The organism is Nitrospirota bacterium (assembly GCA_016207905.1).
In the GTDB taxonomy this organism is placed as follows: domain Bacteria; phylum Nitrospirota; class Thermodesulfovibrionia; order Thermodesulfovibrionales; family JdFR-86; genus JACQZC01.
The window spans coordinates 34,379-59,610 of the sequence record JACQZC010000040.1; the positions used below are offsets into that span (position 1 = coordinate 34,379).

26 protein-coding genes and 1 tRNA gene are annotated in these 25,232 nt (G+C 44.3%); 20 read left to right on the top strand and 7 right to left on the bottom strand.

Features of this window, described 5'->3' with window-relative positions; all coding sequences use genetic code 11:
- Window positions 1-2: 2 nt before the first annotated feature.
- From HY805_04805 to rfbG, 9 genes are all read left to right on the top strand, one after another.
- Window positions 3-1,793, top strand: a complete 1,791-nt coding sequence (locus HY805_04805) for a hypothetical protein (protein MBI4823534.1) — start codon at window positions 3-5, stop codon at window positions 1,791-1,793.
- Window positions 1,790-2,686, top strand: a complete 897-nt coding sequence (locus HY805_04810) for a phosphoglycerate dehydrogenase (protein ID MBI4823535.1) — start codon at window positions 1,790-1,792, stop codon at window positions 2,684-2,686. The genes HY805_04805 and HY805_04810 overlap by 4 nt, the downstream gene beginning before the upstream one ends.
- Entirely contained in the window at window positions 2,683-3,600 is a 918-nt protein-coding gene (locus HY805_04815) for an NAD(P)-dependent oxidoreductase (protein ID MBI4823536.1), read from the top strand. Before HY805_04810 ends, HY805_04815 begins: the two co-directional genes overlap by 4 nt.
- Window positions 3,584-4,243 (top strand): cyclase family protein, encoded by a 660-nt coding sequence (locus HY805_04820; GenBank protein ID MBI4823537.1) that lies wholly within the window; start codon window positions 3,584-3,586, stop codon window positions 4,241-4,243. The genes HY805_04815 and HY805_04820 overlap by 17 nt, the downstream gene beginning before the upstream one ends.
- The gene (locus HY805_04825) at window positions 4,236-4,877 is read left to right on the top strand and encodes an HAD family hydrolase (GenBank protein MBI4823538.1); all 642 of its coding nucleotides are present in this window, start codon (window positions 4,236-4,238) and stop codon (window positions 4,875-4,877) included. The genes HY805_04820 and HY805_04825 overlap by 8 nt, the downstream gene beginning before the upstream one ends.
- A 96-nt stretch (window positions 4,878-4,973) precedes the next feature.
- Window positions 4,974-6,545 carry a B12-binding domain-containing radical SAM protein gene (locus HY805_04830; protein MBI4823539.1) on the top strand — a complete coding sequence of 524 codons (1,572 nt, stop codon included), beginning with the start codon at window positions 4,974-4,976 and terminating at the stop codon, window positions 6,543-6,545.
- A gap of 3 nt (window positions 6,546-6,548) precedes the next feature.
- Window positions 6,549-7,925 (top strand): aspartate aminotransferase family protein, encoded by a 1,377-nt coding sequence (locus HY805_04835; GenBank protein ID MBI4823540.1) that lies wholly within the window; start codon window positions 6,549-6,551, stop codon window positions 7,923-7,925.
- Window positions 7,926-7,937: 12 nt separating this feature from the next.
- Entirely contained in the window at window positions 7,938-8,708 is a 771-nt protein-coding gene (gene rfbF, locus HY805_04840; GenBank protein ID MBI4823541.1) for a glucose-1-phosphate cytidylyltransferase, read from the top strand.
- Window positions 8,701-9,801 carry a CDP-glucose 4,6-dehydratase gene (gene rfbG, locus HY805_04845; protein ID MBI4823542.1) on the top strand — a complete coding sequence of 367 codons (1,101 nt, stop codon included), beginning with the start codon at window positions 8,701-8,703 and terminating at the stop codon, window positions 9,799-9,801. Before rfbF ends, rfbG begins: the two co-directional genes overlap by 8 nt.
- Here the strand turns inward: rfbG and HY805_04850 are convergent.
- From HY805_04850 to HY805_04860, 3 genes are all read right to left on the bottom strand, one after another.
- Window positions 9,779-10,738, bottom strand: coding sequence for a bifunctional oligoribonuclease/PAP phosphatase NrnA (locus tag HY805_04850; GenBank protein MBI4823543.1), 960 nt, complete (start codon window positions 10,736-10,738; stop codon window positions 9,779-9,781). The two genes, rfbG and HY805_04850, sit on opposite strands and share 23 nt — an antisense overlap.
- Window positions 10,735-11,082 carry a 30S ribosome-binding factor RbfA gene (rbfA, locus tag HY805_04855; protein ID MBI4823544.1) on the bottom strand — a complete coding sequence of 116 codons (348 nt, stop codon included), beginning with the start codon at window positions 11,080-11,082 and terminating at the stop codon, window positions 10,735-10,737. The genes HY805_04850 and rbfA overlap by 4 nt, the downstream gene beginning before the upstream one ends.
- A gap of 233 nt (window positions 11,083-11,315) precedes the next feature.
- Window positions 11,316-11,480 carry a hypothetical protein gene (locus HY805_04860; protein MBI4823545.1) on the bottom strand — a complete coding sequence of 55 codons (165 nt, stop codon included), beginning with the start codon at window positions 11,478-11,480 and terminating at the stop codon, window positions 11,316-11,318.
- 264 nt (window positions 11,481-11,744) lie between these two features.
- On the opposite strand from HY805_04860, the gene HY805_04865 reads away from it, so the two are divergent.
- Window positions 11,745-11,981 carry a hypothetical protein gene (locus tag HY805_04865; protein MBI4823546.1) on the top strand — a complete coding sequence of 79 codons (237 nt, stop codon included), beginning with the start codon at window positions 11,745-11,747 and terminating at the stop codon, window positions 11,979-11,981.
- A gap of 12 nt (window positions 11,982-11,993) precedes the next feature.
- Window positions 11,994-12,218, top strand: a complete 225-nt coding sequence (locus HY805_04870; protein ID MBI4823547.1) for a DUF2283 domain-containing protein — start codon at window positions 11,994-11,996, stop codon at window positions 12,216-12,218.
- 294 nt (window positions 12,219-12,512) lie between these two features.
- Here the strand turns inward: HY805_04870 and HY805_04875 are convergent, their stop codons facing one another.
- Complete coding sequence (locus HY805_04875; GenBank protein ID MBI4823548.1) at window positions 12,513-12,740, bottom strand: tyrosine-type recombinase/integrase; 228 nt, start codon at window positions 12,738-12,740, stop codon at window positions 12,513-12,515.
- Between the two features lie 116 nt (window positions 12,741-12,856).
- Here HY805_04875 and HY805_04880 point away from each other — a divergent pair, with 116 nt between their 5' ends.
- Window positions 12,857-14,503 (top strand): DUF4388 domain-containing protein, encoded by a 1,647-nt coding sequence (locus tag HY805_04880; protein ID MBI4823549.1) that lies wholly within the window; start codon window positions 12,857-12,859, stop codon window positions 14,501-14,503.
- 54 nt (window positions 14,504-14,557) lie between these two features.
- Here the strand turns inward: HY805_04880 and HY805_04885 are convergent, their stop codons facing one another.
- Window positions 14,558-15,325: a hypothetical protein gene (locus tag HY805_04885; protein ID MBI4823550.1), complete on the bottom strand. Its 768-nt coding sequence runs from the start codon at window positions 15,323-15,325 to the stop codon at window positions 14,558-14,560.
- Between the two features lie 50 nt (window positions 15,326-15,375).
- Between HY805_04885 and HY805_04890 the strand changes: the two genes are divergently transcribed.
- The 8 genes from HY805_04890 (at window position 15,376) to HY805_04925 (ending at window position 23,197) form a co-directional block, all read left to right on the top strand.
- On the top strand, window positions 15,376-15,810 hold the full coding sequence (locus tag HY805_04890) for an RDD family protein (protein MBI4823551.1): 435 nt from the start codon (window positions 15,376-15,378) through the stop codon (window positions 15,808-15,810).
- Window positions 15,810-16,844 (top strand): rod shape-determining protein, encoded by a 1,035-nt coding sequence (locus HY805_04895; protein MBI4823552.1) that lies wholly within the window; start codon window positions 15,810-15,812, stop codon window positions 16,842-16,844. Before HY805_04890 ends, HY805_04895 begins: the two co-directional genes overlap by 1 nt.
- A complete protein-coding gene (gene mreC / locus HY805_04900) occupies window positions 16,844-17,623 on the top strand; it encodes a rod shape-determining protein MreC (GenBank protein MBI4823553.1) in 780 nt (259 codons plus the stop codon). The genes HY805_04895 and mreC overlap by 1 nt, the downstream gene beginning before the upstream one ends.
- Window positions 17,620-18,078, top strand: coding sequence for a rod shape-determining protein MreD (mreD, locus tag HY805_04905; GenBank protein MBI4823554.1), 459 nt, complete (start codon window positions 17,620-17,622; stop codon window positions 18,076-18,078). Before mreC ends, mreD begins: the two co-directional genes overlap by 4 nt.
- On the top strand, window positions 18,071-19,810 hold the full coding sequence (gene mrdA / locus HY805_04910; GenBank protein MBI4823555.1) for a penicillin-binding protein 2: 1,740 nt from the start codon (window positions 18,071-18,073) through the stop codon (window positions 19,808-19,810). Before mreD ends, mrdA begins: the two co-directional genes overlap by 8 nt.
- Complete coding sequence (rodA, locus tag HY805_04915) at window positions 19,803-20,915, top strand: rod shape-determining protein RodA (GenBank protein MBI4823556.1); 1,113 nt, start codon at window positions 19,803-19,805, stop codon at window positions 20,913-20,915. Before mrdA ends, rodA begins: the two co-directional genes overlap by 8 nt.
- Window positions 20,916-20,946: 31 nt before the next feature.
- Window positions 20,947-21,020 (top strand) — tRNA-Met (locus HY805_04920).
- A 200-nt stretch (window positions 21,021-21,220) separates the two neighbouring features.
- Window positions 21,221-23,197, top strand: a complete 1,977-nt coding sequence (locus tag HY805_04925) for an HD domain-containing protein (protein ID MBI4823557.1) — start codon at window positions 21,221-21,223, stop codon at window positions 23,195-23,197.
- Here the strand turns inward: HY805_04925 and HY805_04930 are convergent.
- Both HY805_04930 and leuC read right to left on the bottom strand, forming a co-directional pair.
- On the bottom strand, window positions 23,194-23,652 hold the full coding sequence (locus tag HY805_04930; protein ID MBI4823558.1) for a RidA family protein: 459 nt from the start codon (window positions 23,650-23,652) through the stop codon (window positions 23,194-23,196). The genes HY805_04925 and HY805_04930 overlap by 4 nt on opposite strands.
- A 5-nt stretch (window positions 23,653-23,657) precedes the next feature.
- Complete coding sequence (leuC, locus tag HY805_04935; protein MBI4823559.1) at window positions 23,658-24,917, bottom strand: 3-isopropylmalate dehydratase large subunit; 1,260 nt, start codon at window positions 24,915-24,917, stop codon at window positions 23,658-23,660.
- Between the last annotated feature and the right edge of the window lie 315 nt (window positions 24,918-25,232).

A 25,232-nucleotide genomic window follows, 5' to 3' on the forward strand; every position in this document is an offset into this window, starting at 1 on the left:
GAATGATACTCTTATGCAATGTATCAGAAGGAAAAGACATTCTAAATGGTATAAAAAAGCACAGTATAAAGAGATGGCTTTTTCTTTCGAGAGATTATCAGAAACTTATGTTTTACGAGGCAAGCCTGAAGGCAGAGAGGATTAAGACAGGTAATGTCCTTGCCATGAAGGCAAAGGCACTCAGAAAACCATTCCTCAGCCTGATGGCAGACCTTGGAGAAAGATATGACTCTACTGAGTGGTGGGCAACTAAGTTAGCCGAAAAAAATACCTTTAATAGCAATCTCTTCCTGAATATATGCTACTTGAGCATGGCAGAAGATGCCATTAAGGCAGATGGCAATATCTGCATTATATCCGATAGCTGGGCTGTGCTTGAGACCCTTAAGTCAACTCATACGGACTCTGTGTTACTTAACCAAAGGATAGCAGTTTTTGACCGACTCAAGCAGACTCTAAAGGGCTATGCATACATTTTTTATTTCCTTATGGCAGGGCTTATAAAGGTTTTACTTTCGGTTTTATATCTGAGAAAACTCAAGGGAAAAGACCTCGATAAAGGCAAGAAGAAATATCTGATTTTCAGCTGTGTGAACGAAAAAAGCCTTAGCAGTGATGGAAGATTCAAAGACAGGTGTTTCGGAAGACTCTCTGACTGGCTCAAAGACAAAGGATATGAGGTCATAACCTTTGCAAAGATACTGGATATAAGAGGAGGCGGGTTGAGGGCAGTTGGATGGTTCAGGAAGGCATTCAGGTGGTTTAAAGGTGCTCAGGGGAAATTCGTCATTGAGTATAGCTACTACAGGCTCTCTGACTATTTATTTGCCGTCTGGGTCTATCTAAGGCAGAAACTTATAAGGATAAAAGACATACATTTTCAGGGGCTTAATCTTAGAAGGCTTTTTAAAGAGGCACTGAGGATGGAGCTTGTTCATGAAAGCATTTTGAATTACAGGCTTGCAAAAAGGCTTAAGGAAAATGGTATAGAGCCTGATATATACATTGATTCCTATGAGAATCTTCTTCCTGAAAAGCTCTTCAGGCTCGGCATAAGAAAATACCTGAAGGGCACAAAAATACTGAGCTATCAGCATGCCCCTTTTTTCCCGAACTTTCTCAACCTATATTGTGCAGGCAGGGAATATACATATGCTCCTGACAGGCTGGTTACAAGCGGAAAGAAGATGATGCGTATTATTGAAGGTGAGGGGTTTCCAAAAGAGCGGATTGCCATTGGTCCAGCCTTCATGTATGATTACATGCATTACCTTAAGACTAAAGAGAAAAAGTCAGAAGGAAAACAGATAGCTCTGTTAACGCCATTTGAGCCAACACTGACAAAGGAGTTACTTTCAAAGGTCTACCATGCACTCAAGGAAATGCCTGACATCAAGCTATCCATAAAGCCTCATCCATTCATGAGCAGGGAAAGGATTGTGGAGTTTTTTAGAGAAAGCAACTACCAGATGCCCCCCAATTTCAGTTTTACAGACAGAGAGCTTTATAGCATAATTGAGGAGGTTGACTGCGGAATACTTATGGCAACATCAGCACTTTTGGAGTTCTGCATCTTAGGCATCCCCTATGTGAATGTGGGAAGCGAGCTTTCCCTTTCTCATGACCCCACAGAGTGGTTTGATTTCTATAGAAAACCAGTTTATACTCCTTCTGATATAAAAAAGGATGTAGAAAATCTTCTTTCTTCAGGCAAGGCTGAAGTGCCTGAGGTCTCGGTAAGCGATATCTTTGAGCCTGTAAGCGAAAGGGCAATGGAGGCATTTCTTATATGATAATTTTAATTACAACCTCTACATTTGGAGAGTTTGATGGTGTCCCCCTGAAAAAACTTAAGGATGCGGGCTTATCCGTAAAAACCAATCCCCACGGAAGAAAGCTCACCTCCGATGAGGTGGCTGAGCTTGCAAAGGATGCTGTTGGCATCATAGCAGGCACAGAGCCTCTCGATAGAGGGGTGCTTGAAAAATTGCCTTTACTAAAGGTCATCTCCAGATGCGGAACAGGGCTTGATAATGTTGACATGGAAACTGCAAAAAGGCTGGGCATAAAGGTCTTTAACTCGCCTGATGCACCAACACTCGCAGTGGCTGAGCTTACAGTGGGGCTGATTATTAATCTCCTAAGAAAAATAAATCGCATGGACTCTGACCTTAAGGCAGGGAAATGGCAGAAAAAGATGGGCAATCTCCTAAAGGGCAAAAATATTGGCATTATAGGCTTTGGAAGAATCGGCAGAAAGGTTTCTGAGCTCCTTAAGCCTTTTTCTGTGGAGGTCGCCTACACAGACCCTGCAGTTTCTGCTAAAGACATAAAAAGGCTATCCCTTAAGGATTTACTTGTGTGGGCTGATATTGTAACAATTCATATATCTCAAAAAGAGACGATACTTGTAGATAAGGAGCTGAGATTAATGAGAAAAGGCTCATGGCTCATAAATATCTCAAGGGGAGGGGTGGTGGATGAAGAGGCCCTTTATGAGCTTCTTAAGGAAGGACATCTTGCTGGTGCGGCATTGGATGTCTTTGAAAAAGAGCCGTATGATGGCAAACTCAAAGGGCTTGAAAATGTTATACTTACACCACATATAGGCTCTTATGCTCTTGAGGCAAGGACCCGGATGGAAAAAGAGGCAGTGGATAACCTTTTGAAAGGATTGATGGGATGAAGGCAGTGGTTTTTGGAGGCAGTGGGTTTTTAGGCAGTCATGTGGCTGATGCCCTTACGGATAAAGGTCATGAAGTTACAGTATTTGACCTCAAGCCATCTCCGTATATCAGTGCGTCTCAGAGGATGGTTGTTGGAGACATAATGGATGAGGCTTCAGTTTCAGAGTCTCTTTCTGGTGCAGATGTGGTTTATAACTTTGCAGGGCTTGCAGACATAGAGGAGGCAAAAGTAAAGCCCCTTGAAACCATAAGGTTCAATGTCTTAGGAAACACAGTGCTTCTTGAGTGCTCAAGAAAGGCAGGCGTAAAGAGGTTTGTTTATGCAAGCACACTTTATGTATATAGCAAAACAGGCTCGTTTTATCGCTCAAGCAAACAGGCATCAGAGCTTATAATAGAAAACTACTACGAGACATTTGGGCTTCCCTATACAATTCTGAGATACGGCTCTCTTTATGGCCCAAGAAGCGATGAAAGAAACTGGATATACAGGTCGCTCAAGCAAGCCCTTACAGAAGGCAAAATAGTAAGGCATGGAGATGGAGAAGAGATAAGGGAATACATACATGTAAAGGATGCCGCAGTGGCAAGCGTGGATATACTCTCCAATGAGTTCCTAAACCAGACAGTCATAATCACAGGCTACCAGCAGATAAAGATTAAAGAGCTTATGCTCATGATAAAAGAGATGCTTGAAAATAAAATCTCTTTAGAGTTCCTTCCTCCTTCAGAGACTTATCATTACGAGATTACACCATATACATTTGCACCGAGGGTGGGGAAAAGGCTTGTAAGTAAAAGCTACCATGACCTTGGACAGGGAATCATGGAATGCCTTTATGACATTTATAAAAAGGTTCACCATTACCCTACACTAAATGGTCTTGTCATCAAGGATGAAAAGGCTCGTTAGAGTCTCCTATAACATAGATGAGGGCACACCCCTTTATCCCAAGACAGAGCCTATAATAATAAAACAGGCAAAGAGCATCCTGAGAGGGGATTCTTGTAATACATATGTCATTTCTTTATCAAACCACACAGGAACACACATAGATTTCCCGAATCATTTTCATAACTCGGGCAGAAAGGTAGCTGACTACACTGTAGAAGAATTAATCTTTAAAAAACCTCTTGTTCTTGATTGTCCAAAAGGACAGGACGAACCAATCAGGACTTCTGACCTTAAAGGCAGGGTAAAGAAAACCACTGATTTGCTTCTTATAAGGACAGGGTTTTTCAAGCTGAGAGGCAGAAAGGTCTATATATCCAGAAACCCATATATCCTTCCTGAGACAGCCAAATGGCTAAAGACATCTTGTCCCCGACTTAGGGCAATAGGCATAGACTGCATATCAGTGGCATCCCCGCTTCATCGGCAAGAAGGCAGAAATACCCACAGGGCTCTGCTTGGAGGCAAAAACCCAATACTTATTATAGAGGATGTTGATCTTTCTATGAGGCTAAAAGGTTTAAAAGAGGTCATTGCAGTGCCTCTGTACATGGAAGGCATTGACAGTTCTCCATGTACCTTGATAGGAGTTATAGATGCTTAAGGCAGTAATTTTTGATTTTGACGGAGTCCTTGCAGAATCAGTGAATATAAAGACAGAGGCATTCAGAAGGCTCTTTGAAAAAGAAGGGGCAGAGACTGTAAATAAAATAGTTGCATACCATCTTGAGCATGGAGGGGTATCGAGATTCGAGAAATTCAGATACATATACAAAGAGATTCTCAGGCGTCTTCTGCCAGAGGAGGAGTTCGAAAGGCTCTGCAAAAGATTCAAGGAGCTTGTTCTTGAAGGCGTTATGACTGCTCCAGAGGTTGATGGTGCATCAGAATGCCTGAAGAGGCTTCATGGAAAGGTTAAGCTCTTCATAGTGTCAGGCACACCTGAGGAGGAGATGAGGCTTATAGCGAAGGTGAGAAACATAGAGCATTTTTTTGATGGCATATACGGCTCTCCAGAGACAAAAACAGAGCTTGTAAGAAAAGTCCTTAGCACCTATAATCTCAAGGCAGATGAGGTCGTTTTCATAGGAGATGCGATGACGGATTACGATGCCGCAAAGGAGACAGGAACAGGCTTTATTGCCCGCGCCATTTCAGAGACCGAAGGGCTCTGGAGGGGGTTAAATGTAAGGAGGGTTAAGAGTATCTCTGACTGTGTGATGGAGCTTGGGCTTTGAACTATGAATACGAGGAGTAGCGCTAAAGTCTATCGGCAGATTTGGGACGCAATGCGATTATGGATTGCATTCCATGTTTTATTTTATAATAGAAATATGAAGAGAGAGCTTGTTGTTCTTATAAATCCGGGCCACGACGAAGATGTAGACCCTGAGATTGCGCGCTCAATGGGCGCAAGGCAGAGGACTGTCTCGAGGGAAGACCCACCTGTATCCATATTGAACCTTGGGGCTTACATCAGAGACAAGGGCTATGATGTCCGCATCCTCGACACCCATGTCGAGCCTGACTACAAGCGGATATTGAAAGACCTAATAAAGGAAAAACCTCTCGCAATTGGACTCTCCGTGATACTCGGAAAGTTCACTAAAAACGCCATCGCGATTACAATGATGATAAATGAGACAGCCCCGGAAATCCCTGTCGTATGGGGAGGCAAGCTCGTCCATCTAGCCGCCGAGCTTATACTTGAGGAACTGCCAGTTGATTATGTAATAATCGGGGAGGGGGAGCTTTCGTTCTTCACCCTATTAGATGCCCTGAGGAAGGGGCAAAAACCGAAGGACATACCCGGCTTCGGATACAAGGAGGCCGGCAAGCAAGTGATAAACAGGAACTTCGTCTATGCCGAAGACCTCGATTCCATATACACGAGCGAGGACTTTGGCTGGGACCTCATCAAAGACAGGGTGAATTACCGCCAAGTGCCGTATTTCATCAACCTCTATACAAGCAGGGGATGCAAGTACAACTGCTCCTTCTGCTACCTCAAGGACATAAAGCAGGTCAAGGCCGTCCTCCGTTACAGGCGGAGGTCACCCGAAAATGTAATAAAGGAGATTGAATACCTGAACAGGAATTTTGGGATAAATGTATTTACATTTGGGGACGATGATTTCCTCTACGACCTCAAAAAAGTAGCTCCTGTCCTTGAGCACATCAAGCAAAAGGGCTATTACATAGAGCATATCTGGACGAATATCAATAACCTCAAGCCAGAGACCATCGAGTTACTCAAGGGTATATGCCAGACGGTCTGCTATTCCATCGAGACGGTTTCGCCGAGACTGCAGAAAATATTGAGAAAAGTGATACCTGCCGAGAGGGTTATCGAGACAAACAGACTACTGAGAAAGTCGGGCATTAACACTGTGCACAACTTCATGTTTGGCGTGCCCACAGAGAGGGACGAGGAAACGAAGCTCAATATAGACCTTATGAAAAGGCTCAAGGAAATAAACCCCTTCGTGAGGGCCAACTGCTACATACTGAGCCCAATCCCAGGGACGCCCATATTCAGCTATGCAGAGAAGCTTGCCGACAAGCCCATCCAATGGTCTCTCGATGACCTTGCGAAGTTCCATTTCAGGTACATGAAAGAGAGCGCGGCAAAGTTTCGCCCCTATCTCACACTGGAGGACAACATATTCTATGAAAGGGCGACTGTGCTTGCCAACGAGCTTTTCACAGAGCTGAATGTCCCTGCCGTGGCCAAGCAAATTGCGGAGATAGAAGGCTCAAGGAGGCTGAAGTTCATCTTCGGGGACATTAGTGGAATCCCTTATCCGATAATAAATGACAAGGTTATGGACAGGAAATACATCCTCGATAAGGTACTCAGGGCAAAGGACGAAGGGCGGCAGATGCCTATGATAGAGCCCTTTTAAGAGATGGACGAAAAGTTCTTCGACATACCTTATGACAGAACATGGTGGAAGCCGGCTTTACCTGTTATGAAGACCGAACTGCCCGGGCCGAAATCCAAAGAGCTTTACTCAAGAGGGGTCGGACATTCGAGCTTTACTGGAAGGGTCAAGCTCTGCCCGGTTGTATTTGACTCAGGCAAGGGCGTCATCCTGAGGGATGTGGACGGAAACGAGTTTCTGGACTTTTCATCCGGTATATATGTTACGAACCTGGGACACTCACACCCCAAGGTGTCCGAGGCCGTGGCAAGATATGCAAATAGGCTTATGAACTGCCATGACTATATGACCGAGGTAAAAAGCAGATACCTCGAAAGGCTCTCCGCATTCACAGGACACGGCATTGACTACATACACCTTTATGACAACGGGACAACCGCAATCGAGTTCGGAATACGGGTGGCCCGGAGGCTTACTAACAAGTACGAGGTCATAACTGTCTATCAGGACCATCACGGAAAGACCATGGGCGCGGCATCCCTGGGCAGAATAAACGCAACCCACAATGTGGCCAGGCCTCAGGGGTTTTACATGGTTCCGAGGGCCGACCCATACAGGCCCATATGGACGAAACCCGACGGCACAATAGACACCGACAGGTATATCGAATTCTATGACCTCTTCATTAGAGAGGTCACCGCAGACAATGTAGCGGCATTCATCGTGGAGCCCATTCAAGGGTGGGGCGGCTCGATGGTTCCGCCGGATGACTTCCTGCCCAAGCTCTCGGAGTTCTGTCGGAGCAAGGGCATCTTTCTCATGGCAGATGAGATACTGACAGGTTCAGGAAGGACCGGCAAGTGGCTTGCCTGCGAGCACTGGTCCGTAGAGCCTGAAATCGTAACGCTCGGCAAAGGCCTCGGCAACGGTTTCCCACTGAGTGCACTCCTCACAAAAAGCACATACGCTAAAGAGATAGAGCCCCTCGGCATGTCCACCACATACGGCGGAAACCCGATGGCTTGCGCCGCAGGGCTTGCGGTCATAGAGGTGGTTGAGGAGGAGGGCTTGCTTGAAAACGCCGTGACGCTCGGCAGGTTCTTCCTGAGAAGGCTCAATGAATTAAAGGACAGTCACCCTATCATAGGGGATGTCCGTGGCAAGGGCTGTCTTCTCGGAATCGAGTTTGTAAAGGACAGGGTCTCGAAGGAGCCGCTTGCAGAGGCTGGAGGTGCCGTCTATCTTGAGTGCATTAAGCGTGGGTTAATCGCAGGAGTCCCGGTTGTCCATCTTCTTCGGGTCGCACCTCCGGTTATCATGGATGAGGAAACCGCGATTAAAGGGCTTGAGATTTTAGACGAAGCCATAACTGCAGTGGAAAGGCGGCTCGGATATGCCTGAAGGAGGTTTTCTATGAAGACAGTTATACTCTGTGGAGGAATGGGCGCAAGGCTCAAGGAGGAGACTGAGTGGAGGCCAAAGCCAATGGTGGAAATTGGCGGAAGACCAATACTCTGGCACATAATGAACATATACGATTTCCATGGGTTCAAGGAGTTTATCCTTGCCTTAGGGTACAAGGGTGAGATGATTAAAGAGTATTTTCTCAACTACTACCACCACCAGAGTAACCTCACAATTGACCTCAGGACAGGAAAGGTGACTGCATCAAACAACGGGGTGAGAAACTGGCTCGTGCACCTCATTGGCACAGGGATTAATTCAATGACAGGAGGAAGGCTCCACAGGCTAAAAGACATGCTCAAAGAGACATTCATGCTTACTTATGGAGATGGCGTTTCGAATGTAAATATAAAAAAACTAATTGAGTTTCATAAATCCCATGGAAGGATTGCCACTGTGACAGCAGTCAGGCCTTCTGCCCGATTTGGCGGAATGAGTTTTGAAGGCAATAAGGTTATAGAGTTCAAGGAAAAGCCCCAGACAGGAGAGGGCTGGATAAATGGAGGGTTTTTTGTTTTTGAGCCAAAGGTCTTTAGTTATCTTCATGGAGATGACACTGTGCTTGAAGGAGACCCTCTCGAGAACCTTACAAAAGACGGTGAACTTATGGCTTTCAAGCACGAAGGATTCTGGCAGTGCATGGACACTGCAAGGGACAGGGATGTGCTTGAGTCCCTCTGGCAAAGTGGCAATGCTCCATGGAAGGTGTATGATGACTGAGCATCTCTTTCGTGGACTCTACAAAGGCAAGACAGTGCTTGTAACAGGGCACACAGGGTTTAAGGGTTCGTGGCTTGCCATTTGGCTTACCTCTCTCGGAGCAAAGGTCATAGGGTATTCCCTTTATCTTCCATCTAAGCCATGCAATTTCACTGTCTCGAATATCCAAAAGCACATTACTCACATAGAAGGAGACATCCGTAATATAAATCGCCTCAAGGAGGTTTTCTTGGAATACAGCCCTGACATCGTCTTTCACCTTGCGGCACAGCCTATTGTAAGGAGGTCATTTAAAGAGCCTGCTCTTACATTCGGCACAAATGTCCTCGGCACGGTGAATGTTCTTGAATGTATCCGCGTAACGCCATCTGTGAAGTCCGCGGTGATAATAACAAGTGACAAGTGCTACAAGAACAACGAATGGCTTTGGGGGTACAGGGAAAACGACATTCTTGGAGGAGATGACCCTTACAGTGCCTCAAAGGCATGTGCAGAGATAGCCTCACATGCCTATATAAAATCTTTTTTCAATGGCAGAAGGGCACATATCTCCACAGCAAGGGCAGGCAATGTGATAGGAGGTGGCGACTGGGCAGGTGACAGGGTTATCCCTGATTGTGTGCGCGCATGGTCTTTGGGCGAGGAGGCAATAATAAGGTCTCCAGAGGCAACAAGGCCATGGCAACATGTGCTTGAGCCTCTTAGCGGTTATCTATGGCTCGGAGTCGAACTTTATAAATCGGATAGGCTTCATGGAGAGGCTTTTAATTTTGGTCCTACTACGGAAACCGATAAGCCTGTAAGAGAGCTCGTAGAGACATTTCTTACCTTCTGGGGTAAGGCAAAATGGAAATACATAGCCTCAGCCAAGACAAAAGAATCTACACTCCTTAAGCTTTCATGCGACAAGGCATTAAGCCTGCTTGAGTGGCATGCAGTGCTTCCATTCAAGGAAACAGTAAGGCTTACTGCCGAATGGTATAAGGCTTACTATAGTAATAACAAAGACATGTTCGGCTTCTGCCTGAAACAGATAAAATCCTATGTTTTAGAATCAAAAAAACAGGCTCTTAGCTGGACAAATCCGTCTTGAGGCTTTTAAGGAGAAGCTCTTTTGCGGTTTTTAAATCAGCTTTTATCTTATACCCTGCGGCGTTTCTATGTCCGCCGCCTCCAAATGACTCTGCGATAACTGCCACATTAACAAGGTCTTTTTTCGAGCGGAGGCTTACCTTCCATCCCGAACCTTCGGCAAGCTCCCTAAAGAGAGCAGATACATTTATGTCTTTCATCATTCGGGGATAACCTACAAAGTTCTCTGTGTCATCCGAGGAGGCTCCTGTATCCTTGAACATATCCTTTGTGATAACTGTTATTGCAATGCCATCTATAATCTCGAGGGTCTCGAGGGTCTTTGAAAGGAGTCTGAATCTTTCCTGAGACCATGTCTCATAAAGCCCTTCTGCCACTACGCTGGGCAGTGCGCCTGCCTCTACTAAAGAAGATGCAATCCTTAGAACCTCGGGAGTCGTATTGTTGTATCTGAATGTGCCTGTGTCAACTGCAATGGCTGTATAAAGGTTCACTGCAATATCCTCTGTAATACTTATGCCCAATTCCTTGATGAGACGATACACCATAAGTCCTGTGGCAGGTGCAGATGGCTCTATCCACCTTATATCTCCAAAGCCCCTTTCTACTTCATGGTGGTCTATGACTGCAGTGTGCTTGAATGTCAGGTTTTCAACCCCTGCCCTTTCAGGGTCATTGCAATCGAGGAGGATTAAAGGCATAGACGAGGTGTTAAGCCCATCGAGGCTATTTCTGACCCTTTCCCAGCCAGGCATGAACTTATAAAACTCAGGAACAGGGTCCCTGTCATATACGATAGTTTTTTTGTCTATGGCAGAAAGTGCCATGGAGAGTGCTATTGCCGAGCCTAAGGCATCTCCTTCTGGGTTTACATGCGTTGCAAGCACAAATGAATCGTTTCCCTTTATAAAAGAGGCTATATCCTTGATGTCGTTCAATGTTTCTCCTTTATCTCTTTAAGAAGGCACTCAATCCTGCTTGCATAATCGGATGTGGTATCGAGCCTGAACTCCAGAGAAGGTATGAATTTCATCCTTAGTCTTTTTGCAAGCTCGGCACGGATGAAACCCTTTGCCGAATCCAATATCTTCATCGTCGTCTCTCTTTCTTCGGGCTTGAGGACGCTGATGAATGCCCTTGCGAGCTTAAGGTCTTCTGTGACCTCTACATCGGTGACAGAGGCAAAACCCAATCTCGGGTCTTTAACCCTGTTCATGATAATGTCAGCTATCTCTTTTTTTATGAGATGACTTACTCTATGGGAACGCTTATAAGGAAGCATGATTTAAAGCTTAACATTTTCGGGCAGGAATGTCATTAAAGCCCCTGAACAGGACTCCTATAAAAGAGCTATCCACCCTGTTGCCTCATGTAAGAATCTTGATGGAGTAATAATCGTTGCCATCTCCTTTTTTTATAGGTTCAAGTTGAATTCCCTAAGTGCTTGAATTATCTTCATTTTTATCGTTTGAGTGTTCAATCTTTTTCATTTTGTTCAAGTTGCAGTCTTTTTCATCAGCCTCTATGAGCCGGGCTTAAATTCTCAGTTGGCTCTTTTACGATGTTATGCACACTTCCTATGCTCATCTCAAGTGTAGAGGCTATTTCCCTGTAGGGCTTACCTTCAGCAAGTAAAATCCTTGCACTTACTCTTTTTTCTTTTGAGATTTTTTTACTCATAAGTCTTTTCTCAACCTCCTAACTATGGTTTTTTAAGCTATAATCTATTATAACTATAGTTAGTAGTATAAGGCATGATTTTTGATTTGTCAAGAGGTTTTTTGTCATTAATCAATGTAGCTGCAGGCTTTAGCAAGCGATATGGCATTGGGTCAGGAAGAGGGTCAGGGGTGTGTAAGCAGAAGCAATCTCTAACATACCCTACTGCCCTCCTGCTCTTTTATTGTCCTTGACAGGGAGAAGGGAGCTACTTAGAATAACAGGATGGAAAAAACAACTGCATATTTCAGAAATGAAATCTTGCGTAAGAGACCATATCTTACAATTGAGATGTGCAGAAAAGTGATTGAAAATCCATATAAAAAAGAAGTTCAGCATGGAGAAAGGATTAGGTTTTGGGGTAAAATACAGGAGTTAGGAGGAAGGTATCTGAGGGTCGTTACGCTTGAGGACGGCATTACAATACACAATGCCTTCCTTGATAGAGGATTTAAACCATAGAAGGAGGTATTTATGAAGATAAAATATTATGCAGATACTGATTCGCTCTATATTGACCTTTCCGAGAAAACAAGCGTAGAGTCCTTAGAAATCGCCCCAGGCATAGTCGTGGACTTTGACGAGAGCAATAATATTGTAGGCATTGATATAGACCATGCAAGCAAGATTCTCAATCTTAATGATTTAGAGATAACAAGCCTGCCTGCAAAAAAACTTCTGCTTGCATCATCGGCTTGAGACAGGTTTAGCACCAAAAACATGATCCCGAAGCTTCGGGATTCAGCAGAAGCAATTTCTAAATCCGTCAGATCAAATATTTTTGAAAGAATTTTTGAAAAAATACTGTTCGGGAATAATCAAAAATAGAGTTCAGGTAAATATCAAGCAGATAAGAAAATTCAATAAGATGAAAAGGGAAGTGCAATCCCTCTCTTAAAATTTCATATAACTCGTTCATAGACGACAGTGTCGCTTTTTGCCCAATTTTGGAATGATAGGCGACGTTGTCGTCTATCCATACCTGTAGATTATTCATCTTACTTCCAAAATCTGGTCTAAAGGGTTTTGTATCTTCATAAAGTCTCTACTGCTAACATGAGTATAAATCTCGGTAGTTTTGCTATTTTTGTGCCCCAACAGCTCTTGGATATATCTTAAATCAGTTCCGCTTTCCAGCAAATGAGTTGCAAAACTGTGCCGTAAGGTATGCACTGTAATATCTTTCCTAACTCCAGCCTTTTTACGATGTTGTCCTTCAATTCGTTAAAATATGAAGACCTCAAGTTTCATTATCTTAATCAGCCGCCTCCTTCCTGTCAAGGTCTCTCCAAGAGCTTTCCACTTGACATTATTTTATCTAATGTTACACTAAACTTATGGGTGCGCATATCCTGATATTTAACGAAGATAGGGAGGAGACTAAGAGGCTCGGTGAGCTTATTGGAGGCGATGACCTCAGTGTCTTTGAGACCTCAAGGGTTCTTGAGGCAGTGCATATACTTAAAACAGAAGATATCTCCCTTGTGCTTGCCAGCCAGAGCCTCGATGGCATAGAGGTCGAGGAGTTCAAAGAGATTGTCGATGCCATAAAGCCTGGCATAAATATCCTCTTTCTTGGCCCTGTTTCTGCTAAGGGCAAGAACCTTTCAGTAGGTGGAGAGGAGTTCAAAAAGTTCGTTCAGCTTTCCCTGAAATCGGAAACACAGCTTAGCCATAAACTTAGCGGACTTAAGCAGTTCTTTTTCACATTTGCAGATAGGCTTCTACAGATATTCGAGGTCCATGACAGGTATTTCTTTAACAACGACCATTTTGTGGCAGAGCTTTCGAGAAAAATCGCAGAGAAAATGGGGCTTTCAGAAGATACGGTGGATGCTATTCAGATGGCGGCGCTTTTAAGGGATATTGGAAAAGTGGGAATTCAACATCAACTTCTCGAGGAAAGAAAACGCCTCACAGAGGAGGAGCTTACTCCAATAAAAAATCATCCCCTGACCACGGTTCAAATCCTTAAACAGATAAAATTTCCGTGGAATGTAGACTCTATAATCTCTGAGCACCATGAGCATTACGATGGCAGAGGCTATCCCCTCGGACTCAAAGGCAGGGAGATTACAATAGGGGCACGCATTATTGCGGTTTCAGACTCCTATTGTGCTATGACCTCTGACAGGCCATATAGAAAGGCCTTACAAAAAGACTCTGCAATAGAGGAGATAAAGAAAAAAGCAGGAACACAGTTTGACCCAGAGACAGTGGAGGTTTTCCTTGAGGTTATAAAGGAATTCGAACCAAAGGAAAGACAAAGACGATGCCTTCTCATACTGGAAAGACAGCCAGCGCTTTCTGCCATAATCAAGCTCAGTGTGAATGCCGATGAGATAGATACTGTTCATGCAGGGAATAGCTTCGATGCCATAAGGCTTATAAAACAAAGGGCTCCAGACATCATAGTGGCTGATGTGGAGATGCTGGAGAAAAACTCCTTCCTTCAGTTCTACAATGTTATTCAGGAGATTCCTGCTGTCAAAGACAAGCCCTTTATCCTGATACTTCCGGATAAACACTACCCAAGGAACTTCCAAGGAAAAAACCTTGTGTATGTTCAAAAACCCCTTAATGTAGCCGAGATTTCCCAGAAAATAACATCCTTTCTCGGCAAGGAAGCCCTTCCTTTGCCTGCTGAAGTGGAAGGAAAGGGGCTGACAGGCTCGCTTGAGGACTTTGGTCTTACAGATATAGTACAGATACTTCACATAGGACTTAAAACCGCAAAGGTGGACATTTCCAGTAATAGCTTAAAGGGTATGCTCTATCTTCATCATGGGAAAGTTGTTTATGCCTCTGCCAAAGGGCTTAAGGGCAATGAGGCATTCATTGAAATGCTCAGGTGGAAAAAAGGCACATTCGGTATACTGCATGGACCAGCTGCACCTGAGGAAAATATAAATATGGACACCATACATCTTCTCCTTGAGGCATCTGCAATCATAGACGAAAGGTCACGAATCACATTGGAATAAGTTCTGTAAAGTCTTGTAGAGAAAATGAAATCCCTGAATATACCTAAAGGGTAACTACCTTCCCTTTAAGACCTTTGAAAGTAAAAGCCCTATGTATTTGTTCAGGGGATTACCTCTCGGAAGAAACGATATAGCAGGCTTTTTTCTTATGCCTAATTTTTTTATTTCCCATAGAAGGTCTTTATTTTCGTTATCATAGGAGAGCCCTTTCATAAATGTCCCGAATGCCTCTTTTCGGTCTCCTTCTGCAAGATAAGCCCTTCCAAGGTTAAGATAAAACACAGGATAAAAAAACTCCTCTCCAAAGGGCACAGATGCCTTTAGCCTTTCGATTGCCCTTTTGCAGGTGCTTACGCCTTCTTTGTATCGCTTCTCCACTATTGCCTGAAGACAGCCATAGTATGAAAGCAAAAATGGCTCATCAGGATGGATTTGAAGTGCCTCCTCCAAATGAGAAATAGCGGCTTTTTTGTTTTTCCTTCTTAGTAACACCAATACACTATTCAGATACTCAGAGGGGGTCCTTGCCTCCTCGTGAAGTGCCTTAATGGCTTGCTTATGCTGTTTGTGCATCAGGTCATGGACCCTCTCCTTGAGGTCAGGCTCATTCGTGATATCTCTATAATCAGTGGTTATGGTTGAAAGTATCTGTCCCTTCCTGTAGGTCTTAGTTATAATCTTAGCAGTCTTAATCCCCATATCTTCTGTCTGCACGAGGTATTTATCTACGCCTAAGAAAACAGTAGTCTCGAACTCTCCTTGTGAGCTTGAGGTAATATGGATATGCCTTTCCATGTCTTTATAGATTAGCAGAAAATCCAATGAGGTCACAAGGGATATTGTAAAAACCTTTTCCTGAATGTTATTATCTAATGATGGTAACTGAGCCTAAAAGAGCCACTCTTTTACTCAGGGTTGTAGCTAAGGCAATTGATTTTATATTGGTTTTTGCGGCTGTTGAGGCATTGCCAAAGGCAGGCTGGCTTGCAGGGGTTGGCTATATACTTATAGGAGATGGGCTTTTTGAAGGTAGGAGCCTCGGTAAAAGACTTACAGGACTTAAAGTGGTATTAGCGGATGGAAGAGCATGCTCTCTAAGGGAGTCCATTTTGAGAAATAGTCCTTTTGGAGCTGGACTTCTCTTATGGAAAATCCCGATTGTCGGATGGCTCTTTTTATCTGCAATAGTTACCTTCGAATTTATATTATTGCTTGGCAGTGCAGAGAAAATGCGTCTTGGAGACGAAATATCAAAGACTATGGTTATTGAATCTGTGGTTCAGGCCGAAGGCGAAAAGGAGACCTGATGTTCATTCATGACATATTAGGGTGGTTTTCAAATGACCTTGCTATAGACCTTGGCACGGCAAACACGCTTGTGTTTGTGAAAGGCAAGGGCGTGGTCTGCGATGAGCCATCGGTTGTCGTTGTAAGAAGGGACAATAAAAAGCCTGTTGCAGTCGGAATAGAGGCTAAAAAGATGCTCGGCAAAACCCCTTCCAATATCATTGCAATAAGGCCTATGAAAGACGGCGTCATAGCTGATTTCGATGCAACAGGAGAGATGCTCAAATACTTCATAACGAAGGTCCATAACAGGCGGAGCTTTGTCTCCCCAAGGGTGATAATAGGCGTGCCCTCTGGTATAACACAGGTAGAGCAAAGGGCTGTCAAGGATGCGGCATTGGCATCAGGTGCAAGAGAGGTCTATCTTATAGAAGAGCCTATGGCGGCTGCCATAGGAGTCGGTCTTCCTGTTGGAGAGCCATCAGGCAATATGATTGTTGACATAGGAGGCGGAACAACGGACATTGCAGTCATATCCTTAGATGGGATAGTGTTCAGTAAGGCATCCCGTGTTGGCGGAGATAAGATGGATGAGTCCATAATGGCTTACATCAAACGCAGATACAATCTAATGGTAGGCGATAGGACGGCAGAGCAGATTAAAATAGAGATTGGCTCAGCATATGCATTGGATGGCGAAAAGCCAATGTCCATGGACATAAAAGGAAGGGACCTACTGTCAGGTATACCAAAGACCATCCTGATTACCGAGGCGGAAATAAGAGAGGCATTAGCCGAGCCTGTAAACATAATACTGGACACGATAAAAGTCACCTTAGAGAACACCCCCCCTGAGCTTGCCGCAGATATAGTTGACAAGGGCATTGTGCTTGCAGGCGGAGGGGCACTCTTAAAAGGACTTGACAGCCTTATTAAAAAAGAGACCGCGCTTCCAGTTGTGGTGGCAGATGACCCTCTTACAGCAGTCGTAAGGGGAGTGGGTAAGATGCTCGATGAACTTGAGCTTCTGAAAAAAATAGCACTTTATTCTTAATGTCAAAGAAACACTTTAGGGTCTTCTTAGTATTTCTTGTAGTAACTGTCACCATGATGGTTTATCAGGCATCGAAAGGCCCGATAATGCCCCTCGGATTTCTCATGCATCCCCTGAACCTCTTAAACGACTCCATTAGGCAGGTAAGCTATCGCATAAGTGCCTCGATAGAAAACCTCACAATCACGCAAAAAGAAATTGAGGACATGAGAAACGCTATTGCCTTCCTGAGACTTCAAAACCAGAAACTTAAAGAGATTGAGCTTGAAAACGAAAGACTAAAAGATCTGCTTTCCCTTAAGAAGAGACAACAGGGTTTGCCTGTTTCTGCTTCAGTCATTGCAAGGGGAAATGACCTGTGGTCTCATACACTCATTATCGATAAGGGCAGGGCAGACTCCATAACAAAGGGCATGGCAGTTATAACGGTAAAAGGTCTTGCAGGGAAAATCCATGAGGTCTATGACTCGTATTCATCCGTGCTTTTAATCACGGATAAAAGATTCAAAGCTGGAGTTCGGCTTCAGGCAGGAAGGGCAGAGGGCATATTTTCAGGCTCAGGTGGAAGGCACGGCATAATCCAGTATATAAGCACTGTGGAGACTGTCAGGGAAGAGGAGGTTATCGTTACAAGCGGGCTCGATAGCCTTTTCCCGCCAGGGCTGGGCATAGGCTATATATCAGGTGTATTTAAGTCTGACAGAAAACTCTTTCAGGATATAGAGGTAACCTTATTCGTAGATACTATGAAGGTCGAGGAGGTAATCGTTCTCAGGTGATGAGCGGACTGGGCTATACTCTTCTTATTGTGCTTTCCTTTGTCCTTGAGGCAAAGGTTCGGGTACTGGGCATAATGCCTTCTGTTAGTACGCTGATTGTATATTCAATTGGACTAAGGAACGGCCATCTTAAAGGGCTTGCCTTTGGTGCATTGATTGGCATTGTCTCGGATAGCCTTTCAGGAGGTATGCTTGGTCCAAACCTTCTTGGCAAAGGCGTGGCGGGGTATTTCTCGGCATCCCTTACAGGCTTATTATTTTTCAGATGGACTCCGTTCATTGGCATCATAGGTGCTGGGACTGCCACGATTATAGACAGGGCAGTGTCGTTCATCTCGATCTCTATTTTCCATGGGATGTCCACAAGCGTTCTCCATGCACTGTATTTTATCCTTGGACAGGCAGTGTTAAATTCGGTAGTAGGACTGTTCATCAGACCAAAAGGCAATGACTGAAAGAAAAATAGCCTATGTCATAACCCTGATATTTCTTGTGCTTGGAGGTCGGCTCTTTCAGCTTCAGCTTATTCAGGGCAATGAGCTAAGAAGACTTTCGGAGGAAAACAGACTTCAGAGGATAAAGATACCTTCGCCAAGAGGAGTAATTTACGACAGGAATGGAATTCCGCTTGTAGAAAACATGCCCTATTACTGTGTCATTCTTCTTCCTGAAGCTGCGGATACTGTTGACATAGAGTCGATCTCAGAGCTTCTTGGAGTTAGCAAGGAAGATGTTCAAAAGAAGATCGAAGATAGAAAACCTTTTGAGCCGATAAGGCTTAAGGAAAGGCTAAGCATGAAGGAGGTGGCGTTCATAGAGGCAAGGCTCTCGGACTATCCGGGCATTCAAATAGAGGTGGACCTTGCAAGACATTACCTTTATGGAGATGTAGGAGCCCATGTAATAGGGTATCTTGGAAAGTTAAACCCGGAACAGGCAAAATCCCCTGGGCTTAAGGATATTCCGGCTGAGGCATTCATAGGGCAGTGGGGCATAGAAAAACTTTTTGATGACATCTTGCGGGGGGTTCCAGGAGAGAAGATTATAGAGGTCGATGCCTTAGGTAGGGAATTGAGAGTGGTTGGCGAAGTGCCGACTGTTAAAGGCAAAGACCTGCATATAAGCATAGACATCCAGCTTCAGAAAGAGGCAGAAACAGCATTCGGAAACCGTGCAGGTGCCCTCGTTGCTCTAAAGCCCGATACAGGCGAGATTCTGGCACTTGTCAGCAGACCATCTTTTGACCCTAATCTCTTTGCAAAAGGAATAAGCCCTGAGGATTGGCTCAGGCTTCGGGATGACGGAAGGTTTCCAATGCTCAATAGGGCACTTCAGAGCCAGTATCCACCAGGCTCTGTGTTTAAGATTGTAACTGCGATATCAGCCCTTGAAAAGGAAGCCATAAACCTTGAAACAAAGATTACCTGCTCTGGCGGACTGACACATGGGAAATGGAGCTTTAGGTGTTGGAAGAAAGCTGGACACGGAACCCTTTCTTTTCATGACGCTCTTGTGCAGTCATGCGATGTGTATTTTTACACAGCAGGCAGACGAACAGGTATTAATAGCATTGCAGAATATGCGCGTGAGTTAGGTGTAGGCAGTCCATGCGGTCTTGAACTGGTCAAAGGAGAAAAGCCCGGGTTTATGCCTGATGAGAACTGGAAAATAAAGGCTAAGGGACAGCCATGGTATCAGGGAGAAACTTATATTACATCTATCGGACAGGGCTATGTGCTCATGACACCTCTTCAGGTGGCAAGACTCATAAGTATCGTTGCAAATGGCGGATACATGTATGATGTAACGCTAATCCTGCCTGAGGAGACGCCAAAGCCGATTAAGAGGCTTAATATAAGCCAAAAGACATTTGAAATTCTGAGGAATGCCCTTTGGGGGGTTGTCAATGAGCCCGGCGGAACAGCCCATTCGGCAAGATCCAAAATCGTGGAAATAGCAGGAAAAACAGGAACCGCACAGGTCAGGTCATCAAAGGCAGGTTCGGCAAGCGGTAGATTCGGAGACCATGCATGGTTTACTGCATATGCACCATATGAAAACCCTCAGGTGGCTATAGCAGTCTTAGTAGAGCATGGTGGACATGGAGCCTCAGCCGCCGCACCAATTGCAAAGGCAGCTATTGAGGCATACATTTCAAGGCACCTGAAGGCAGGTGAAGATGAATAAATACCTAATAAAGAATTTCGACTGGTTCATGCTTACTACGGTCTTACTCATAAGCCTAATTGGAGTTATCACAATATTTAGTGCAACCCGACCCCTTGAAGAAGGAGGACATTCGAACTTCTATATAAAGCAGTTCATCTGGGTTTTCATTGGAATCATTGGCCTCATCACAGTCGTAAGCTTTGATTATGTCTGGCTGGGCAGGGCATCCTACATTATTTATGTGTTGGGTATCGGGCTTCTTCTTGCCACATATATAATAGGCAGGGCTGGCGGAGGTGCTCAAAGATGGATAAGCCTTGGGGTGTTTTCGTTTCAGCCAAGCGAGCTTTTCAAGCTCTGCTTTGTCGTGATGTTCACAAGGTATCTGACCCTGATAAAGGCACCTCTTTCAGGATGGGCTGTCATAAAGGCATTCCTTGCATTTACTGCACTTCCCTTCTTTTTGCTCCTGAAACAGCCTGATTTAGGAACAGCACTTATCCTGATTCTTCTGTTTGCATTCCTTACCCTGATAAGGGGCGTAAAAAGAAATGTTGTTTTCTTTCTCCTTATTGCAGGCATTATATCCATCCCATTTCTTGGAAACATATTCTGGGATGAGCTCAGGGACTACCAGAAAAATCGGCTTGTGGCATTTATGGAGCCTGATGTAGACCCCAGTGGAATTGGCTATCAGATAACCCAGTCAAAGGTTGCCATAGGCTCAGGCAAGTTTCTGGGAAAAGGCTTTCTCAAGGGCACACAGGGGCCATTTAGGTTTCTTCCTGAAAAGCATACGGACTTCATATTCTCCATGTTTGCCGAGGAATGGGGCTTTCTGGGCAGTATAGTCCTGCTTCTCATATATTTAGGATTTGTCTATCGCAGTATAGACACTGCAAAAAACGCAAAGGATGACTTCGGAAGACTGCTTGCAACAGGCATAACATTCATGCTCTCCATGTACATTGTCTTTAATATGGGCATGGCAATGGGGCTTCTGCCCATAATTGGCATACCGCTTCCCTTTATGAGCTACGGAGGCACAGCCCTCCTCAGTAACTTCATAGCCGTCGGCATACTCATAAGCATAAGGGCAAGGAGATTTGACCTCTTCTATTAGCCTGAGAGGATTTGTTATAATTCTCTCTTAAGGCGGTGTAGCTCAGTCGGTTAGAGCATGCGGCTCATATCCGCAGTGTCCGGGGTTCAAATCCCTGCACCGCCAGCTTTCTTTTCCAACCAATGCACGATTTTATAATTGCCTGTGTGTTTTCAAGCAAAATGCGTGAAAAAACTACCTAATCTATGTGATTCAACCCCAAAAAGCAGTAAATTCAAGGGTTCTTCTACATATTAATAGGCATATAATTTGCTTATATATTAATAAGGATTGTTGCCTTGAAAACTTTTGGTAGAATTTAGGATATGTTACTTAAGACAAAGATTATAACAGCCATAGCCCTCGTTATACTCCTCACAATAAGTCTCTCAACTGCCATTGTCCTTAATGCTCAAGGCAAGAGGATGACAGCTTTAGAGATGAAGAACTTAGAGGTGCAGGGAGATATTGTCCTTAAAAGCATTGAAAATGCCATGTCAAAGGGCAAGACAGAGGAAGTTCAGATGCTGCTTGAAAGCATCGGGAAAAGCAGGGAGATAAAAAGCCTCAGAATTATTTCGGATGACGGCTATATCCTTAAATCCAGCGATATGAAGGAAATAGGCAGAAAGTCAAAAGAATATAACTCCATTGCCTATACAGACCCGATGAAAATCGCAACAAAAGAGGATATATTAACGCACACACTCCGTATCCAGAACAAGCCCCAATGCTATGGCTGTCATAGCTCAAGCATAAAGACTATTGGAGCATTGGAGATAAGCTATAACGCTTCAAAAAACAAAGATGATATGGTTGCAATAAAGAAGTTCCTGATATTTTCCAATATCCTCACAGTCTTTGTGGTCGCAGTAGTGCTGAGCATTCTTATATCGAGGTTTGTCATGAATCCCCTGAAAGGCTTTATGAAGACCATAAAGGAAGTGGAAGGAGGCAACTGGGATGCAAAGATAGAGCTTAAGGAAAACGATGAGCTGACCGTTATAGGCAGGGCATTTAACGACATGGTCTTTGAGATGAAGGGTCTTTATGATAAAAACCTTAAAAAGGAAAAAGAAATCTCAAAGGTAAAAACAGAGCTTGAGCATAAAAGAAAATTAGAAGAGCTAAACAGCCACCTCGAATATAAGATTAAAGAGGTTGACACAGCCAATAAGGCGGTCCTCAGCCTTTCCAAAGAGGTAAAGACGAAAAACATAGAGCTCGAAAAGATGGTAGAGAGGCTCAAAAAGATAAACGAGGTAGGAAGGGTCCTGACCACAGTGATTGAGACAAACGAGCTTGTAAAGCTTATCATAAAGATAACCGCAGATATGCTCCATGTCGAAAGGGGCTCCATTCATCTCGTAAGGGACAATAGCAGGCTGACCCTTCAGTATAAACGGGGTATGGGAATAGAAGACACAAGCGACCTTTCATTGGACTTCCATCCGCTTTACAATGACCTCCTTAGCGAAGGAAGAAGTATCTTCATAAGCAAAAACAACCTCCAACAGAAGCCCTCTGAGATAACTACCTCTATAATTGGTGTGCCTCTAAAGATGAGGGGGCAGGTTGTGGGTGGCATGCTCCTTGAGCAGAAGGTTGACGGCTCACACTTCACTCAGGAGGAGTTAGAGCTTCTAATCACAATGGCAAATCAGGCAATGGTTGCAGTAGAAAACGCATGGCTTTATGAGACAGTGAAGGTTAACTACTTTGGCACTATTCAGTCCCTTATCAATGCCCTCGAGGCAAATGACAGATACACAAAGGGACATTCCGAAAGGGTAAGGTCGCTTTCCGTTGAGCTGGCAAAATATATAGGACTTGATTATAAGGAGATAGAGGTGCTTGAGCATGCCGCAATACTTCATGACATAGGAAAGATTGGCATAGACTCTGTTGTCCTGAACAAGGCAGGAAGGCTTTCAAACGAGGAGTTCAGCCTTCTTAAGGCACATCCACTCATAGGGGATGAGATTTTAGGGCCAATCGTAACCTTATCAGGTGTAAGGCAGACCATACTTCAGCATCACGAAAGATACGATGGAACAGGCTACCCATACGGCATTGCAGGCGATGAGATATGTCTTAAGGCAAGGATAATGACTATTGCTGACACATTCGATGCAATGCTCACAGACAGACCCTATAGAAAGGCATTGCCACTTGCCAAGGCAAAAGAGGAGATAAGGATTGCTTCAAACAAGCAGTTTGACCCTTTTGTCGTAAATGCATTCCTTGAGATGATTCAGAGCCGCTCTGATTTGCTCAGCTCGCTGGGATATTCCTTTAACTAACTCAATTCAAAGACAAATTCTATTTCAAGCGGTGAATTCAGAGGCAGAACATTTACGCCAACTGCGCTCCTAACATGCCTTCCGCTTTCGCCAAAGACCTCAAAAAGAAGCTCTGATGCCGCATTCAGGACACTCGGCTGTTCTATGAAGTCATCTGATGAGGAAATATAACCTGTTAGCTTTACACACCTCTTGACCCTGCTAAGGTCTCCTAATTCTGCCTTAAGGATAGAGAGGGCATTTATAGTTGCAGTCCTTGCCTCCTCCTCAGCCTCCTTCAGTGTAAGTGTCTCTCCAACCCTTCCTTTTCTCATTAACTTACCATCTTTTAAAGGCAAGATGCCGCTTAAAAAAATAAGATTACCAACCCTTATAATCGGGACATATGAGCCGAGAGGCTTAATAGGAGGTGGTAGCTCGATGCCTAATTTCTTGAGTTTTTCTTCGGGAGTCATTCCTTTTATATCCCTATCTCCTCAGGCACAGCAATCCTTCCCATTATAGCAGTTGCAGCGGCAACTGCAGGGTTACTGAGATAGACCTTGCTTTCAGGGTGTCCCATCCTTCCAATGAAGTTCCTGTTGGTCGTTGCCAATGCAGTTTCTCCTTTTGCCAAAACCCCCATATGACCTCCAAGGCATGGCCCACATGTCGGTGTGGAGACAACTGCACTTGCCTCGAGGAATATCTCAAGAAGTCCCTCTTTCATAGCCTCTCTGTAGATTCTCTGTGTAGCAGGGATTACTATAAGCCTTGTGTCAGGATGAACCTTTCTGCCTTTTAGAATCATTGAAGCCTCACGAAGGTCTTCAAGCCTTCCATTTGTGCAACTGCCTATAACCACCTGGTCTATTTTTATCCCTGAAAGCTCTTTTGCAGGCTTTGTGTTTGATGGAAGATGCGGGCAGGACACTGTTAATGGTATCTTTGAGCAGTCGTATTCTTTCACATCCGCATAAATCGAGCCTTTATCCGATGTATAAAACTTATATGGTCTTTTTGCCCTTTCTTTTACATAAGCCTCTGTAATTGCATCAGGTATGATGATACCTGATTTAGCTCCTGCCTCTATTGCCATATTGCACATAGTAAGCCTTCCGTGCATTGGAAGGCTCACTATAGCTTCTCCTTCGAGCTCCATTGCCATATAAAGGGCTCCGTCAACTCCAATGTCACCTATCGTATGAAGTATAAGGTCTTTTCCAGAGACCCATTTCACGGGCTTTCCATAATATATAAACTTCATGGACTTGGGAACCTTAAACCAGCACTCTCCAGTTGCCATTGCAAAGGCTATGTCAGTTGAGCCCATGCCTGTTGAAAACGCACCTAATGCACCATATGTGCATGTGTGGCTGTCTGCGCCTACGATGACCTCTCCGGGAAGGACAAGACCCTCCTCAGGCAAGATGGCATGCTCTATGCCCATTCTTCCTACCTCAAAGTAATGACTTAGATTGTAGTTCTTTGCAAAATCCCTTAACTGCTTGCACTGCTCTGCGGCTTTTATGTCTTTTGCAGGTGCAAAATGGTCAGGGACAAATGCAACCCTGTCTTTGTCAAAAACCTCTTTTGCACCTGTCTTTTTAAATTCCGATATTGCTATGGGTGCAGTAATGTCATTTGCAAGCACAAAATCGACTTTTGCAATGATAAGTTCGCCAGGGCTAAGCTCTTTTTTCCCCGCATGCTCGGCAAGAATCTTTTCTGTTATAGTCATATGTGTCTGTTTCTCCCCTCGATAAATAACTTTATTATATCCCCATAACGCAAGGATTGACAAGGGCATGCGTCATCCGTTACCCCTCTTTATTCCGTTATTCGGCTTCTTGTCATTCTGATGCCGATGCTTCGGCAGAAGAATCTCAGTTTTATGGGGCTTAATTAAATTTTGAACGCCAGTTCAATGAGGAAGTGCAACACTTGGGGCTACGAAGGAGTTACCCTAAGTGTTTATGGAGAGACGATATAAGCAACTTAATTTGGAAGAGAGGGACAGGATAACGGAGTTGAAGGCAAGGGGTTTTAGCCTGAG